The following is a 16,996-nucleotide window of genomic DNA, read 5'->3' on the forward strand; positions in this document are numbered from 1 at the left end:
TAGACTTGATGAGGGCAAGTACCTCTGCCAGGGGCCGGTTGCCGGCCGAGGTTAAAGCTTCTCAAGGTTGTGAGGGAACCATGGTAAGGCTACGTAAACACATGGTATTCATCAGCAGAAGAATTCGGGAAAAGACGGCCCGGTCGTTTGCTCTGCGGTGGTTGCTGGCGGCGGCTGTATCTGTTGCCTTGTTGCCATGCCAGGGCGCTGCAGCCAGTCCGGCGGAGCTGGTCGAACCCAACCAAGCCTTTGAACTAACCGAAGAAGAGGTTCTCTTCATCAACTCCCTGCAGCCACTCAGGGTAATGGTTGATGATAATTTCGTTCCGCTCTCCACCTACGACGAAAAGCAAAACGCCTACCGTGGCATAAGTGTCGACCTCTTCCAGCACATCGCCGGGAGAATGGGACTCCAATATAAGTTTTTGCGAGATCCGAAGCTCACCTGGGCGGATAAGGAGGAGTTGTTAAAGAGCGGCAAGATCGACCTGCTGATGCCGGTCAGTTTCACGCCTCCTCGGGCTTTGGCCGGTATCTTTACTGCCGGTTTTTATGACAGTTATTACGGCGCAATCGCCAGGAATTCGCAGCCGATACACATCAAAAACTCGTATGACCTCGCCAGCTACAGGCTTGGGGTGACGAGGGCGAGCGCCATCTTATCCTTCATCCAGCCATTTGTGCCTGCGGCCAATATTGTAACATTCGACAGCCAGGAAGCCATGTACCAGGCGGTGAGAAAAGGCGACATCGATGTTGCCTTACAGAATGAAAATGTCTTCCGGGAAGACCGCTTTAATTTGGGATTTATTGATCTCCAGGTATTTCACACCCTTGTCGAGTCGCCGCGGAACTATAGCTATTATCTGAGTAAAACTGAAGGCTTTGACCGATTGGCGGCAATTATTGACCGCTATCTCGCTGGGATCGATGTTAATAGGTTGATTACCTATTATGACAGCCGCGAAGACGAGCTTATTCAACGCTATACTGAGGAAAAAAACCAAAAGAACATGCTCTTGCTGGGGATTGCCGGCCTGCTCACCCTTCTGGCGATTCTTACCGTCTCTTTTTTGTACCATCGCCGGCTTGCCGCACAGCTGAAGGCAAGCATTGAGCAAACACAGCTGCAGCGGGAGGCCTTGCAAAAAAGTGAGAACAATCTGAAAAGGGCCATGGAGATTGCCAGGCTGGGGGATTGGGAATATGACGTCGATTCCGATCTCTTTACCTTTACTGATCAATTTTACGCACTCCTACACACCACCGCCGAGGCCGCAGGCGGATACACCATGTCTTCCAAGCACTATGCGCAGACCTTTCTGCACCCCGATGAGATGTATATGGTCGGTGTTGAGACGGAGAAGGCACTAACTACAACCGATGCAAACTACTCGCGCCAGTTGGAGCATCGCATTATTTGCGCCGACGGCGAGATACGGACGATCATCGTCCATATTCGCATTGTAAAAGACCAGAATGGCCGTACCGTAAAGTCCTATGGAGCCAATCAGGATGTCACTGAACTCAGACGGGTCGAAAATGAGAACGAACAGCTCCAGAAACAGCTCCAGCAGGCCCAGAAGATGGAGGCCATCGGTACCCTGGCGGGAGGTATTGCCCACGATTTTAATAATATTCTCGGTGCTATTCTCGGTTATGCCGAGATGGCTAAAGATGGCAGCCCGGAAGGATCGATGGTTGCCAGCGACATCGATCAAGTTATCAAGGCCAGCACCAGGGCCAAGGATCTGGTCAAACAGATCCTTGATTTTAGCCGCCACTCGAATACCGGACGGATTCCCGTGCAGCCAGCCGTCATCATACTTGAAGCGATTAAGATGCTGCGCTCGTCACTGCCGGCGACTATTGCCATTCACCATGATATTGATCGCGAGGTGGGGTTTATTAAGGCCGACCCGACCCAGATTCACCAGATCTTGATGAATCTCTGTACTAATGCCTTCCACGCCATGGAAGAAACGGGTGGTACCCTGACCATATCTTTGCGAAAGAGATCCCTTGAGGAGGGTGATTTGCCCGGCGAGTCGCATATTCCACCGGGAGATTTCCTGGAGATGTCGGTGGAAGACACCGGGGCAGGGATTTCAGCGGAGCTTAAAGAAAAGATATTTGAGCCATATTTTACCACCAAGGAGGTCGGCAAAGGTACCGGTATGGGGCTTGCCATCATCCATGGCATTGTCACAGGCTATGGCGGTTTTGTAACGTGCCAGAGTCAACCTGGAGAGGGTTCGATTTTTCGGGTGTTTCTGCCGGTCACCGCCGAGGCTGAACTGCAGGGTTCGGCATTGCCTGAACCGGCCAAACCCGGCAGCGAGCATATACTCTTTGTTGACGATGAGGAAGCGCTGGCGAAAATGGGCAAAATTATGTTTGAAAGGCTCGGCTATCGGGTGACCATGCGAACGAGCAGTATTGAGGCACTGGCAACCTTCGCCGGCGACCCGGATTCTTTTGATCTTGTCATTACCGACCAGACCATGCCCGGCATGATCGGCAGTACTCTGGCCCGGAAGATTCTGCAGATCAAACCCGGCATGCCGATTATTTTGTGTACCGGGTACAGCAATCAGATTTCCGAAGAGAAGGCCGGTTCGTTTGGCATCAAAGGCTTCGCCATGAAACCCTTGGCCAAGCAGGAAATCGCCTTGCTGATTCGCAAGGCCCTTGATGAACGCTAAAGGCCCCGCCTTTCCTTGTAAAATCTTTGGTTTTTGCATAGAGTTCAGGAGTAGTCAACGAGCGGAGACCGGGAATGATACCGTGGAGAGATGATGGCTGATGATCCAACCTATCAGGAGCTGCTTGAGAAGATTCGGCAATTGGAAGATACCGAAAGGCTTCTCAAGGAAAAAACCGAACGCCTGGAGTTAGCCATCGACGCCGCCGAGGATGGGGTCTGGGATTTGGATCCGCGCACCGGGCAGACCTACTTCAGTCCTCGCTGGCTGACTATGCTCGGCTATCAGCCGGGAGAGCTTCCTGGTGCCTATGAGACCTGGGCCAACCTCTTGCATCCCGAGGATAGAGTGGATGCGGAAAGGGCCGTGCAACGTTTCCTGACCAATCCGGATACCCTTTTTTCCATCGAGTTTCGCATGCGCACCAAGGATGGCGACTGGCGGTGGATTCATTCCCGCGGCAAGTCGATCGCCAGGGACCAGGATGGCAAAATTTCCCGGATGATTGGCACCCATGTCGACATTACCGAGCGCCGACGCCTGGAAGAGTCCCTGCGTCTCACCCAATTCATATATGAAAAGGCCTCAATTGGGATTTTCCGGGTTGGCTCCGATGCCCGGATCATAGGGGTAAACGATGCGGCGGCAAAGAGCCTTGGCTACAGCAGGGAGGAGCTGACTTCCTTGCGGATCTTCGACATCGACCCCATGAACCGTGAAGACAATTGGGGCGTGATCTGGCAGAGGCTCCTCGACGGCGGCGGGGACAGGTTTGAGACGGTCCACCGCCATAAAAATGGAACAAAAATCCCCGTTCTTATCACCTCAAGTCTGCTGGAATATAAAGGCCAGCAATTCTCTATCGCCTTTGTTCAGGATATCAGTCAAACCAAACGCATGGAACAGGCCTTGTTTCAGGCGCAAAAAATGGAGGCGATTGGCAACCTGGCCGGCGGCATTGCCCACGATTTCAATAATATTCTGTCGGCAATTTACGGCTATGCCCAGCTTGCCCAGCTGAAGATGGACGACATCGCCAAGGTTCAGGAATGTATTGGTAATGTGTGTGTCGCCAGCGAACGGGCAAAGGCGTTGGTCATGCAGATCCTGGCCTTCAGCCGCCATGGTAATTCCGAGAAATATCCAATAGATATCGGCGCTATTGTGAAAGAAGCCCTGAAGCTGCTCAGGGCCTCCATTCCTGCCACCATTGCAATACAGGACTCCGTCACCCTTGGCGGCGGGCCGGTTGCCGCCAATCAGACGCAAATTCATCAGGTTGTTATGAATTTGTGTACCAATTCGGCCCATTCTCTGCGGTCCGGTGGGGGGAAGATTGTTGTTGAGCTGTATCCTTTCGTGGTCGATTTCGGCAATGCTTCGGAGTATCAAGACATCGCTCCAGGCAAATACCTGAAGTTGGTTGTAGCTGATAACGGCCACGGTATCGCCCCTGAGGTCCTGCCGCGGATTTTCGAACCCTATTTCACAACCAAGGACCTTGGTGAAGGGACCGGGATGGGCTTGGCAACGGTCCATGGCATCGTCAAAGACCATGGGGGCTCGATAAAAGTCTATAGCGAATTGGGAACCGGCACAACCTTTCAGGTCCTGTTTCCAGTCGCGGCTGATGTTTTGTCACCGGTCGGAGAAAGGATCCATGTGTTGCCGGAGGGAAGCGAGCGGATACTCTTGATCGATGACGAACAATTCATCGTCGATATCGGCAAGGAAGTCCTGACAAGCCTCGGCTACAGGGTGACTACAAAAAAGAATGCCCGTGACGCGCTTGAGGTATTTCGTTACCATTCGGGCGAATACGATTTGATCATTACCGACTTCGCCATGCCGCAGATGGATGGCGAGCAACTGGTAACCGAGATCAGAAAGATTCGCCCAAATATCCCGATAATTCTATGCACCGGCTTTGCCACGGGGATAGTATCGCAAAAGATGTCCTCCCTGGGGATTGATGCCATACTCATGAAGCCGGTTTCGACATTTGAACTGGCAAATGCCGTCAGGCAGGCCATCGATGCACGGTGCAACCTCCGCCGTCCGGGTGGTTTTCGCCGTCGCGGCAAGGATTAACCCTGAGAGAGTGGTTCTTTCGGGTAACACTGACCATCGACGACAACGTGATATCCATGAAAAAACGCATAGTTCTTTTGATTTTGGCAGCTGCCGCACTGAATGGCTGCGCATCCTCCCCGCCTGCCAATATGGCTGATGAAGCAAGGGCCGGCCGGGTGAAAAACATCATTTTCATGCTGAGCGACGGAACTGCCAACGAGGCCTGGCCGCTGGCCCGCTGGGTCAAAGGCCAACGCCTTGCCTCCGACGATATCCTCAGCGGCGCCATACGAACCTACGGCGCCGACTCGATCATCACCGACTCGGCGCCCGGCGCCACCAGCTATGCCACCGGCCAGAAGGGGACCGACAAGGGCATCTCGGTGTATCCCTGGAATGTGACCATTGCCGGTGTCGATTTTGATCCCTCCAAGCAATTTGTGCCCCTGGCGACGGTGCTGGAAGGGGCCCGGTTGACGGGCCGCGCCACCGGCATCGTGGCCAGCTCCAATGTCCAGCATGCCACCCCCGCCGATTTTACCGCTCATACCCATGACCGCGAAAATTACAATGAAATCGGTGAACAACAGGTCTACCAGAATATCGACGTGGTTTTTGGCGGCGGCGAGAAGTATCTGCTGCCCAAGGGTATCGGCGCCGGGGCCCGCACCGACGGGGAAAACCTGGTGGAGGTGCTCAAGTCGAAGGGCTATAGCTATGTGACCAGCCGCGAACAGATGCTGGCCGCTACTGGGCAGAAGATCTTCGGATCCTTCGCCCAGGAGGCCATGGCCTACGATATCGACCGCCAGACCTTTGCGCCAAGCGAACCGACCCTTGCCGAGATGACTGGCAAGGCCCTGGAGGTGTTATCCTCCGGCAGCAAGGGCAAGGACCGCGGCTTCTTCCTCTTCGTCGAAGGCTCCAAGGTCGACTGGGCCGCCCATGCCAACGACCCGGCCGGTGTGGTGAGCGACCTGCTCGCCTACGACAGGGCGGTCAAGGTTGCCCTTGATTTTGCCAAGGCCGACGGCAATACCCTGGTTATCAGCGTTGCCGATCATGCCACCGGCGGACTGTCCATCGGTGTCCGGGAGGATGCCAAGTACTCCACCACCGATGATGATTTTGTCGTGGTGCCGATGCGCAGGGCCGGTTTCACCAGCGAGGCTCTGGGTAAAGTCATTGACCAGGACAAGTCGGAGGCCAGTATCCGGGAGGCCCTTGCCACCCGTTGGGGGATATCCGATGCGGATGAGAAGGAAATCGCCGCCCTGAGCGCTGCGCCAGCGGGCCGGGCCGTACAGAAAGTTCTGGCAGGCATGCTCTCGAAACGGGCCAGGATCGGCTGGACCACCGGCGGCCACACCGGCGGCGACCCCTTCTTGTTTTCGTACGGCCCCGGGCGGATCAGCGGCCTTTGGGAAAATGTCGATATCGGCAGATTTATGGCCGAAAGCTTAGGCTTTACCTTTCCAGAGATCAATACGCGCCTCTTTGTTGAGGCCTCCGCTGCCTTCCGGGACGCCGGTTTCTCGGCCACCATCGACAAAACCGATCCCGCCAATCCGTTGCTGGTGGTATGTGAGGGCCAGGCACGAGCGCGGCTGCCGCTCTCCAAGAATATAGTGCAGGTGAACGGCAAGACCATTGAACTGGAGGGGATTGTGGCCCTTGCGGAAAAGCTGGACAAGGTCTACCTGCCGCGTCAGGCGGTCGATATCGTCAAGGGTGAACTGCAGGGGCACAACCAGTAAGGGCCGCAAACGATGAAAACAATTTCGCCATTGACCATTATTAACCGCCCTGTCCCGGTAAGTGGAGCACAAGGTGGGCCTGCTCCAAGCCCGGTGACCGCTGGTTCCGAGTTGCCATCCTTTTCGCCGGGGCAGATGCTTCGGGCCATGGTCGTTGCCGAGAATGCCGCAAATCAGTTTACCCTGGAGGCCGGAGGCAGCCGTTTTGTCGTGCAATCGAAAAATCCTCTGTCCCCCGGACAATCCCTCAATCTGCAGGTGCTGTCCACCGAGCCGACAATAGAACTGCAGATAACCGCCGATGCCACCGGCCGGTTTTTAAGCCGTTCTTTGGCGTCAACCGGCGGCAGCCAGGATCTTTCGCAGTTCTTCAACCTGTTGCAGCAGACTGGATCCGCGCAGTTGCCGAATCTCAGCAGCTCAAGTCTGAATGCCCTGCAGCAATTTGCCCTTTTGCAGCAGCAAAACGTCCCGGGGGCGGAAGCGGCCGCTGGGCAGCCGGCCATGACCGGCCGAGCACCGGCAGCCGATTCCGGGCCAAAGCTGCTGCAACAGATTTTTGCCCAGCTGGGGGTTGAGCTGGAGGGCCTGTTCGCCGCCGGCCAGGGCCAGTCGTCTCTTACCTCGATAAAGACCGCCCTGCAGGATCTCTCTCTCCTTTTTCAAGGGCAGGGACAGCTTTCGCCAACGGCCTCGGCGCAGCTCGACCAGCTCAGCGCCCCGGCCAGGCAGCTGTTTGAGATCTTCTCCTTCCTGCAGCAAAACAGCACAGCAGGACAGGGAGCAAAGGACGCCGCATTGAACCAGCTGTTTCAGCAATTTCAGCTGCAGTCCGGCAGTCTGCTCACTGCCGATGACGCGGCCAATGCCTTGACCACGCTCAAGACAGGCTTGGCTGAACTTTCTGCATTTTTCAAGGCGCCGGAAGGCCTGCTGCAGCTTTTTTCTACCAATGATCTGCAGAGTGGTCTGCTGACCCGGGCCCAGGCGGAGGCGATTCTTTTCCCACAGGGTGGAGGGGTTGGTCTGCCCACCAGCGGCGGCGAGAAGCTGCAGCAGCTGGTGGGCAAGCTCGGCTTGAATCTGGAGACTCTGCTGGCCGCGGGAAATAAGGAGGAGGCGGTGAAGACCGTCAAGTTTGCCCTGATGGAGCTGGTGCAAAACTTTACCGGGCGCGGCGAGTTGGCCGAGAGCGGCAAGCAGGCCTTGAGCAGCCTGGAATTTTTCCAGTTGGCACAACTGCAGACGATTCGCCAGGACGCTCTGGTGGTGCCGATCCCGCTGCCTTTTCTTGACCAGGGCTATCTGGTCGTTGAGGACTACAAAGATCAATCGGCTGGGGACGGCCAGGCAAGGGAGATGCCGTCGCACTTTTCTCTGCTCCTGAAACTGGCGCCTCTCGGCAACCTGAAGATCGATTTTCTCTCCAGCGGCGAAAATACCTATATCCGTTTTTACTGCCAGTCAAAGGAGGTATCCGATTTCCTCGCCGGTTTTAAAGAGGAATTGGAGGCCGCTCTGACCGGCACCACCGTGCGTGGCGTCAGTTTCAGCCAAAGTAGCGAAGATCCCCTGACCGCGGTGCTGAAAAGAAGCATGGCGGGGGCGGATTCCCTCGTCAATACCAAGATCTGAGGGCATTCCGGGGCTGCCCTCCACAAGCCCTCCTCGGGCCGAATCCCGGCATTTCCTTCCTTCTGTCCCACTGGGTCGATTGTTCGCATCCCCGGAGCAAGGGCTGGGTAGAAAGTATCCAGCCGGGCCATTCTCTTCATCTGAAGAAAATCCGATGCTTTATTTATATGATTCAGAATTTACTAGATAATTTTTAATAATGCAGTCGGCCACCATGGGTTGGCAAGGTATTTGCGAAGGTCCTCATAAGCGATTGGCTATTTTTTCTTAGAACTATTACGCAACGAGGATACCATGACTGTCAAAAATTTCTCCACAACCCCGACAATTGGCCTTTTTCTGATTATTTCCGTGACCGGAATTCTCCTCCTGTTTCATGTCGGAGGGGGTAACGTCAAGATGCTTCATGAATGGCTGGGGATCATCTTCGTTGTCTGCGGCATATTGCATGCCGTTGCCAACTGGAGGCTTATGAAGCGATACCTCGGTGGCATGAAGGCAGCGGTAATAGCTTTCATGCTGGTGTCCGCCGTGACCTATTCCTTGGTGGCCACGCCCTCGGATACAGGTGGCAGTCCGATAAAATCGGTTATTACCCAGGTAAAGAAGGCGCCTCTTTCAACCCTTGCCGGTCTCTACGGGCAGAGGACCGATAGGCTGGTGAAAAAGCTGGAGGACAATGGTCTCACCGTTGCAAGCGTCGATGCTTCCCTTGAGGAGATCGCCAGACAAAACAAGGTGGCAGCGGAGAAGATTATTGTCCTTATCGCCACCCGGCCGGAGGAGCAGAGCAACCAGGCAACGAAAAAGACCTCGTGATGCGAGGGCCGGTGCGGGGTGTAGCGGCGTTGGATACGGCAGGAAGCGGGGAATGATGGAGGGGCTCTTTCGAGTCCCTCCATCATTTTGCGGCAATACTATTTCAGGCTTTTCGGATCGTGACAGGAGATCCCGCAGGAATTGGTGTACGGGATTGGCATGGCCTTGTCGGGATCCACCCCTTTGACATGCTTACTGTCCTTGCGGGGGACGATGAGCAGATGGGAGGTAATATCGTTCTCCCAGTAATTCTTCCCGTCTTCCGTCGCCAGACCTTTGCCGAAACCGGCGCCGGTTTGCGCTGTTTTGAACTGGTGGCAGTTCACGCAGGTGATCTTGGTGTCGGGGCCATGCGCCTGGCCGACGACTGCTTCGGTGTGCTTGGCGATATCCTTCTGATCGGCGTGGCAGGATTGACAGAAGGTACTGCCCGGTGTCACCGCGTCTTGGCGCATCTGATGTTTGAAGGTTCCGGTACCATGCGGATCATGGCAGGTGGTACAGCTGAGAATCTGGCTGCCGTTGCGGTACTTGGTCGAACGGATGAAGTCCAGATACTGCTGATGGTGCGATTTGGAATGGGATTCCCAGACGTCGCCGGGGGCCGCATCTTCACGGGTGGTATGATTGACCAGGTAGTCGTTGCGGCTGATGCCCGGGGTCAACATCTTGTTGTCCTTGTTGACCGGCTGGTCGTTGTTCAAGAAGCCCTGCGGCCTGGAATGGCATTGGCCGCAGATCACCGAGGCCCTCTCCGATGCAAGCTTGCCGGGGCTGACGATGGTCGCGGCCTTTTTGGCGTCGGTGGCCTTGGCATGGGCCGAGCCGGCACCATGGCAGGCCTCGCAGCCGATATTTAACTCATTGGGGACGCCGTCGCCATCAATGTCGAATTCACCGTTTGGATCGTTGACCGCACCGGCGATGTATTCCCCGGATTCGAGCTTGGTAAGCGTATAACCGGTGTAATGGCAGGAGGCGCATTCCTTTTCAAAGGATTTGGCAATCGGCGGGTTTTTCAGCTTGCTAGTGGCCTCGTCATAAAACCAGTCGGCATGGTAATCCCTGAACTGTTTCCTGGTCCTGTTGGCATAGCTGTCATTGCCGTGTTCGTTGTACTGCAGGAAGGGGAACAGGTTCTTGCCGATGCGCAGGAGATAGCGCTGTTTGTATAGGCCGCCGCCGTAGGTCATCTCCACCGAGTATTCCCGCGGCGGATCGGACGGGTCTTTCAGGTTTTGCATCTTCACCTTGACATTGCCTTTGTCGTCCGCGGAGAAGGTGGCGCTGAGGCTGGCCGTTGCCGGATCTTTCGGCATCTGCCTGGTAATCTTGTATTTGTCGAAGCCCCGCTCCTTATCGAAGTCGGTAAAATAGAAGGTGGTCCCGGCCTTGAGGATGTTCAGGCCGTTGTCGATTTCGACAAAGCGTGAAGAATCCTGGAGTTTGCTGTCTTTTCCCGCCACCCTGATGCCCAGTTTGTGCAGGGTCATCTTCTCTGTTGCGTAATCTTTATGGCACTCCAGGCATTTGGAGGTGCCGACGAAGGTGGCATCGGCCGGGACATTGCCGGAAAGGAGAACCTCAACCTTTTTTTCGGTAAGTTCTTTGACGGAAAGGGCCTTGTTGGCCTTGTTGCCGCCAGGCAGATAGGTTGTGTCGGCGGGGACGGCGTAGACGAAATAACTACCGTCGGTGACACCGGCAATACTGAAATTCCCCTGGGCGTCGGAGGTAGCCTTTGGGTATTTGTCTTTATTTGCGGCCAGATTGTCTTCAAGGGGTTCGTCGGTGGTGGCGTTTTTCTTGATCTCCAACGCGGTCTTCCCCATCTTGGCCACATCGGCGGCGGGTATCAGGTACACCTCGGCCTTGGCCACCGCCTGCTTGGAGACATCCTTGACAATGCCGCTGACAGTCCCGCCGGCTGCAGCCGCTTGTCCGCCTGTCAGGAGCGGCAGGCCCATGGCAATGAGAAACAATGGCACCATTCGCAACGCATACTTCATTGGAATACCTCCTTGAAAATGGGTTGATGTGCTATCCCCGCACAAGGGGATATGTACCTTTTGCAGATTATTGGCCCTGTTTTCAAGAGTGAAAATAATCTGTAAGGCGTTCTCACGATACTGCCAACAGAAAGGACTGAACCGAAGGCTTTCTGTTGGTGGATGGCTGGACGGAAACAAGTAAGAAAAATTATTGTTTCAAGTATAGGTCAAATGCGGACGAATGTGGTAGGAATTTTTTACGGCAGATGTCTTTATCCCTGGCCGGAAATTGAAAACGGCTCGAGACGGGTCATCGGCCAAAGGGCAATCTCGGCGGATAGAAAATAACTGCCGGTATTAAAAGGTTTCAGACACGGCAGGGAGAGGTAGTGCTAGAGTAAAAATTGCGGGTCTTCGATCAGTGCTCAGCATCCAGCGGCACTGTATGAACGCGGCTTCCTGCACCGCTCCCGCGGGCGGTGAGGTAGCCCATGACCGCGCCGCTTGCGAGGATGAGCGCACAGCCGGCCAGCTGCAGGGGGTTGAGATGTTCGGCGAAGAGTATCCAGCCGAGGAAGACCACGAAGATCGGCTCGAGGTAGGAGAGGGTGCCGTAGGTCGCAGCCGGCAGCCGTTCCAGGGCGACGACGGCCAGGAGGATGCCGAGAAAGCCGGGAAAGAAGCCGACTCCGGCCAGCCACAGCCAATGGCTCTCGGTGATGACCGGCAGGCCGCGCATGAGTAGCGGCACCATGCACAGGGCGCCAACCAGCAGCTGGTAAAAGGTCCGGGTGTAGCTGTGGATGGCGCTGTCGATGGTGCGGTTGATGAGGATAAAGGTGGCGTAGCAGGCCATGCCGAGGCCGGCGAAGCCGAGGCCGAGGAGGTGGTTAGTGCCGGATGAGAAATCTATCCGGAACTCCATCATCATCGCAAAACCGAACAGGGCCGTAGAAATGAGCAGAATACTCGTGCCGTTCAGCCTTTCGCCGAGGAAGAAATGGGCAAAGATCGTCGCCACGAGCGGGGCGAGGTAGAGGACCATGATCGAGTTGGCCATGGTCGTCAGGTTCATTGCCTGGATGTAAAAGATGATAAATCCGGCGAGCATCAGGCCGTTGATGAGCACCGGCCAGGTCGGCCAGACCAGCAGCAGGCGCAGCCGCCGGGTAACCAGCAGCAGGATGACTAAAAAGCCGGCGCCGAACAACAGCCGGAAAAAGGTGATGACCTCGGCGTCCAGTCCGGTCTTGCGCGAAAAAACGCCGATCGTCCCCATAAATAGGGCGGCGAGAATGGCGGACAGTATTGCAGCAATATTCATTGTTTCTTCCAGTGATACAGCTGAGTTGAGCAGCTTGCCTGCTCATACGAAACGTATGCCCTTGTGGTATATAAATCAGTTGACCAGCCTGCCTGGTCAACTTAGCTTTCCCATCCAGCGTGGCGGACCGGTAAGCAGGCAGAGTAACGTTCCCCTGCAGTCTTTGCACTTCTTTTCAGAATTGTCCTTCGTCCTTCGACACTAATTGCATAAACGGCGCGTGGTTGGAGGTGAAAAATGGCGGATCGCGGCGGAGAATTTCGGCAATCGTCGGCGACCTCTTGAACACCGCGTCGAGATAGCGCCGCACCTCCGCCCTGTTCCAGCCCAAGGGGTGTGTGAAACTGCGGTAGATGGACAGATCGCCGCTGTAAAAATCGGTGATCGCAAGCCTTGTCGTGGCCTCGCTGCCTATCGGCAGGTTGAAGATCGCCAGATTGAGGTAGCCTATCGCCTGGTGATGCTCCTCAATGAATTGCCGGGTCCGTTCCGCTGCCGGGAGGGTCTCCGTCGGGGTGCCAAAGAGCAGATAGACATAGCTGGCGATGCCTGCTGCCCGAAGGTTTTCCAGGACAATTGCCGCCCGGTTGAGATCTATGCCTTTGTTCATGCTGTCAAGGACATCCTGGTCGCCCGACTCAAGGCCCAGTTTCAGCATGACGCAGCCCGCCGCTCGCAGACGGTGGCAAAAATCGCGGTCGGCAAGGACGTCCTCGATGCGGACAAAACCGTACCACGGCGCCCCCGGCGGATGCTCAGTGAGGGCGCGGAGGGTGCCCGGGCTGATGGCGTTGTCGAGGAGGTGGATGAGCACCGGCGAGGTCTCCCGGACAAGACCCTGCAGATCGGCCACTACCGACTCCGCCGGCACCTGATGATAGCGATTGTTTTCGCTGGTTTCCGGGCAGAAATTGCATTTTTTCCAGAAGCAGCCGGAAGAGGTGGTGTAGGGCAGGATGAAGCCGGGGGCAAGATAGGGATAGCGGTGCAGCTGCCGGTAGTCCGGCCGGACGTGCTCCGCTTTCTGCGCAAGGCCGAGCAGCTGCAGCAGTGGCGCTTCTCCAGGGCCTGCAAAAAACGAATCAACCAGATCGGCGAAGGGGTTGCACCAGTCGGGATTGCTGAGCCAGGTGGTGACCAGGCCGCCACCGACGACGATCCGGCGGTGCGGGTGTCTTGCCCGAAGATAGCCGATCATCGCGAAGGTGCACAGGGCCTGGCTGAGATAGCTGAGGGAAAAACCGATGTGGCTAGGGTTTTCCTGGTCGCACAGCTCGTCGATTCTTGTGCTGAAATAGGGGAAGAAGATGTTTTTCCGGTATTCCGCCGCCGCCAGGCGAAGGTCGGCGCTACTAAGCGGCGACCTGCCGTTGTCCTGATAATTGCCAAGAGACAGCTGGAGGTTTTGAGAGTTGCCGGCAATCGCCATGACCCGGTTGATATCGGCAATCGCCCGCCGGTACCGGTCAACGTTGCTGTAGCCTTGCAGGCTCCGCAGGGTGGCAAGGTTGCTATCCAGGTGATTGAAGGCGCGCGCCGACCAGGTGTCGGCGGCCGGCTGGGCGCTGTGCAGCAGATACTCCAGGCCCTCGATATTCATGTCGCAGAGTGTGCACGGTTCGCCATGCGCAGTCAGGGCGGCGGACAGGTAAGCGAGGGCGGCCGGTGGTTCGCAGCCCTTGGTGAGCGGTGGATGGATGATCAGCATGCGGTTAATTTGTCCCGGGATATGGTTTTTACTTCTGGCATCTTCATGAAGGTGTACTATATTTAGCAGGGTAACTGAATGTCGTCCTCGTCGAGGGAAGATCAATATACAAATAAGGAAATGGAAAAGACTATGAACACGTTATGGAAAAGATTTGCACCGGTTTTTTTGATGCTTATCGCCTTCTCTCTTGTTGAAGGGGGGCTGTTGACCGATTACGCCGACGCCCGTTCCAAGGCGGGGGGGAAATCCTTCAGCTCAAGCCCGAGCAAGGCCCCGGCAAGCGCCCCCTCGGCGGCTCCGGCCCCAAAGACCGGCAGCTCCTTTAGCCGTGGCCTGATGGGCGGTCTTCTCGGCGGCGCCATCGGCGGCATGCTGTTCGGCTCGATGTTCGGGGCCGGCGGCTCCGGCATGGGGATTCTGCCCATTCTGATTCTTGGCGGCATTGCCTATTTCCTGTACCGCAAGTTTGCCGCTAACCGACAGGGAGGAGCTGTTTCGGCACCCACTGATTATGCCCGGCAGGCGACGAATTTTTTTGGCGGTGGGGCAGGTTCGGCCGTCCAGCCGCCACCGCCACCACCGCCGGTGATCGGCGGCAATCTCCTGGAAGATGGGCTGGAGCAGATTCGTCAAACCGATAAGGGTTTTGATCCCGCCTATTTCACCGAAGTTGCCTCCGATGTCTTCTTCCAGGTGCAGGCCGGGTGGATGCGCCGTGATCTCGATTCCTACCGCCATCTTCTGGGCGATCAATTGGCACAGGAATACGAGGTGCAGTTTGCCGAGATGCGCAGCAAGGGCCATATCAATAAGCTGGAGTCCATCGCCGTTCGCGGGGTAGAGATTGTTCAGGCCGGCAGCGACGGCCGCGAAGACTTCGTCACCGTCCAGTTCACCGCCAATCTTCTCGACTATACGGTCGATGACAAGAATGGCGAGCTTATCTCTGGCAGCATGACCAATCCGGTAAAATTCCAAGAGGAATGGACCTGGGCGAGACCGACCGGTACCCAGAACTGGAAGCTCGAAGGCATTAAAGTAAGCTAATTATTTACCTGTTACCGCCGGCGTAAGGGTATGCCTTCCTTATGCCGGCGGTATTTTTTTATAAGGAGCCTTTGTAACAAAAGGCTCTGAGGAGTGCATCGTGGATTTAAGTCAATTTCGCCGGGAGTATTTGAAGGCCGGGCTGTCACGGAAAGAGCTCAATGCCGATCCGGTACTGCAGTTTTCAACCTGGTTCGAACAGGCCAGGGAAACGGAGATAGCCGACCCGACGGCGATGGTTCTGGCAACTGTCGGCAGTGGCGGCAGGCCGAGCCAGCGCACCGTCCTCCTCAAGTACTTTGATGAAAAGGGTTTCGTCTTCTTTACCAACTTCGAGAGCCGCAAGGCCGTGGAAATAGCCGGGAATGCCCAGGTCAGCCTCCTCTTCGTCTGGCTTGAGCTGGAGCGGCAGGTGATGATCAACGGGACGGCAAGAAAGATCTCCGTGGCCGAATCGGCCAAGTATTTCATGAGCCGGCCGAAGGAAAGCCAGATGGCCGCATGGGTGTCGAGCCAGAGTCATCCTCTGACCTCCAAGCAGATTCTCATGCAAAAATTTCAGGAGATGAAGGCGAAGATCGGCGAGGGCAAGGTGCCGCTGCCGTCGTTTTGGGGTGGCTATCGGGTCGAACCGGTGGAAATCGAGTTTTGGCAGGGGGGCAAGAATCGCCTGCACGACCGTTTTCTCTATACCAAGGCCGAAGCCCCCGGCGCGTGGAATATCAGTCGTCTCGCTCCCTGACCTTGGCGTCCCCGGTCACCCTTTGACCACCGCCAGCGGCCGCAGGGTGGTGACCACCTCAACCAGATCGCGTTGGTTACCAATAACCTGGGTGATATCCTTATAGGCCCCGGCTGCTTCCTCCAGATCCCTTTTATGACGGAGGGAGTGGAGGATGCCCAGGCGTTCGAGGTTTTTCACCTCGGTGTGCAGGTCAAGCTCCCGCTGGGCCTGCTTTCTGCCGAGTTTTCTCCCAGCGCCGTGTGAGCAGGAAGAAAAACTCTCCGGGTTGCCGAGGCCGCGCACCAGATAGCTGGTGCTGCCCTGCGAGCCGGGGATGATGCCAAGCTCGCCAATTCCTGCTCTGGTCGCCCCCTTGCGGTGGACGAAGACCTCGCGGCCGAAATGAGTCTCCCGGGCAGCGTAGTTGTGGGCCACGTCGATTGCCGTCGCAAAGGTCACCGCCGGTTCCATCTCCCCTAAGATCTCCCGCAGCCGGTCCATCATCGCCCGCCGGTTGGCCGCGGCGAAGGCCACACAGTACCCCATCTCCGCCAGATACCTCTGGCCCTGTTCCGAATCAAGCGGCAGGCAATCGAGCTGCCATTTGCCGGGGATGAGCCCTCCGTGCTTCTGGTTATGTGCCGCGGCCAGCTGGTTGTAGTGCTTGGCCACCTGGTAGCCGATATTGCGGCTGCCGGAGTGGATCATCACCCACAGCCGGCCATCATCGCCTGCCTGCAGTTCGATGAAGTGGTTGCCGCCGCCCAGGGTGCCGAGCTGCAGCACGCCGCTGTCGTATTCCCGGGCGACCACCGGCAGGTCCCCAGTGGTCCTGCCCCTGCAGAAATCCGGCATCTTGCCGCCGGGCTGCGGCCTTTTGTGATGGGCAAAGCCCAGCGGAATGGATTGCCGTATCGCCTGCAGAACCTTCTTCAACCTGGATGTTTCCAGGGCGGGCAGGGAGGTCTGCAGGGCACAGACGCCGCAGCCGATATCGACGCCAACGGCGTTGGGGATAATAACACTTTCGGTGGCGGCAACCCCGCCGATGGGCATGCCATAGCCGACATGGGCGTCGGCCATGATTGCCACGTGATGGAAGGTAAAGGGCAGGTTGGCGAGGTTTTTCGCCTGCTCCAGGGTGTCGGGGTCAAGCGCCGGCAGCCACAGCTTGATCGGCTTTTTCTCGGTGGTAATTGTCGTGATCATA

11 protein-coding genes are annotated in these 16,996 nt (G+C 56.5%); 7 read left to right on the forward strand and 4 right to left on the reverse strand.

Going from position 1 to position 16,996, the window contains the following annotated elements:
* Positions 1–80: 80 nt before the first annotated feature.
* The 5 genes from OEL83_05845 (at position 81) to OEL83_05865 (ending at position 8,989) form a co-directional block, all read left to right on the forward strand.
* Positions 81–2,705: a transporter substrate-binding domain-containing protein gene (locus tag OEL83_05845; GenBank protein ID MDK9706554.1), complete on the forward strand. Its 2,625-nt coding sequence runs from the start codon at positions 81–83 to the stop codon at positions 2,703–2,705.
* Positions 2,706–2,798: 93 nt separating this feature from the next.
* Positions 2,799–4,796, forward strand: a complete 1,998-nt coding sequence (locus OEL83_05850; GenBank protein ID MDK9706555.1) for a PAS domain S-box protein — start codon at positions 2,799–2,801, stop codon at positions 4,794–4,796.
* A gap of 56 nt (positions 4,797–4,852) precedes the next feature.
* Positions 4,853–6,535, forward strand: coding sequence for an alkaline phosphatase (locus OEL83_05855; GenBank protein MDK9706556.1), 1,683 nt, complete (start codon positions 4,853–4,855; stop codon positions 6,533–6,535).
* Between the two features lie 12 nt (positions 6,536–6,547).
* A complete protein-coding gene (locus tag OEL83_05860) occupies positions 6,548–8,170 on the forward strand; it encodes a hypothetical protein (protein ID MDK9706557.1) in 1,623 nt (540 codons plus the stop codon).
* Between the two features lie 294 nt (positions 8,171–8,464).
* Complete coding sequence (locus tag OEL83_05865) at positions 8,465–8,989, forward strand: DUF4405 domain-containing protein (GenBank protein MDK9706558.1); 525 nt, start codon at positions 8,465–8,467, stop codon at positions 8,987–8,989.
* A gap of 98 nt (positions 8,990–9,087) precedes the next feature.
* On the opposite strand, the gene OEL83_05870 is transcribed toward OEL83_05865, so the two are convergent.
* From OEL83_05870 to OEL83_05880, 3 genes are all read right to left on the reverse strand, one after another.
* A complete protein-coding gene (locus OEL83_05870; protein ID MDK9706559.1) occupies positions 9,088–10,998 on the reverse strand; it encodes a hypothetical protein in 1,911 nt (636 codons plus the stop codon).
* A gap of 400 nt (positions 10,999–11,398) precedes the next feature.
* Entirely contained in the window at positions 11,399–12,304 is a 906-nt protein-coding gene (locus OEL83_05875) for a DMT family transporter (GenBank protein MDK9706560.1), read from the reverse strand.
* 175 nt (positions 12,305–12,479) lie between these two features.
* On the reverse strand, positions 12,480–14,012 hold the full coding sequence (locus OEL83_05880; protein ID MDK9706561.1) for a radical SAM protein: 1,533 nt from the start codon (positions 14,010–14,012) through the stop codon (positions 12,480–12,482).
* A 132-nt stretch (positions 14,013–14,144) separates the two neighbouring features.
* Between OEL83_05880 and OEL83_05885 the strand changes: the two genes are divergently transcribed.
* Positions 14,145–15,062, forward strand: a complete 918-nt coding sequence (locus OEL83_05885) for a Tim44 domain-containing protein (GenBank protein ID MDK9706562.1) — start codon at positions 14,145–14,147, stop codon at positions 15,060–15,062.
* Between the two features lie 100 nt (positions 15,063–15,162).
* Complete coding sequence (pdxH, locus tag OEL83_05890; GenBank protein ID MDK9706563.1) at positions 15,163–15,804, forward strand: pyridoxamine 5'-phosphate oxidase; 642 nt, start codon at positions 15,163–15,165, stop codon at positions 15,802–15,804.
* Positions 15,805–15,819: 15 nt separating this feature from the next.
* On the opposite strand, the gene OEL83_05895 is transcribed toward pdxH, so the two are convergent.
* A complete protein-coding gene (locus tag OEL83_05895) occupies positions 15,820–16,995 on the reverse strand; it encodes an RtcB family protein (protein MDK9706564.1) in 1,176 nt (391 codons plus the stop codon).
* Between the last annotated feature and the right edge of the window lies 1 nt (position 16,996).

It is taken from the genome of Desulforhopalus sp. (assembly GCA_030247675.1).
Classification (GTDB): domain Bacteria; phylum Desulfobacterota; class Desulfobulbia; order Desulfobulbales; family Desulfocapsaceae; genus Desulforhopalus_A.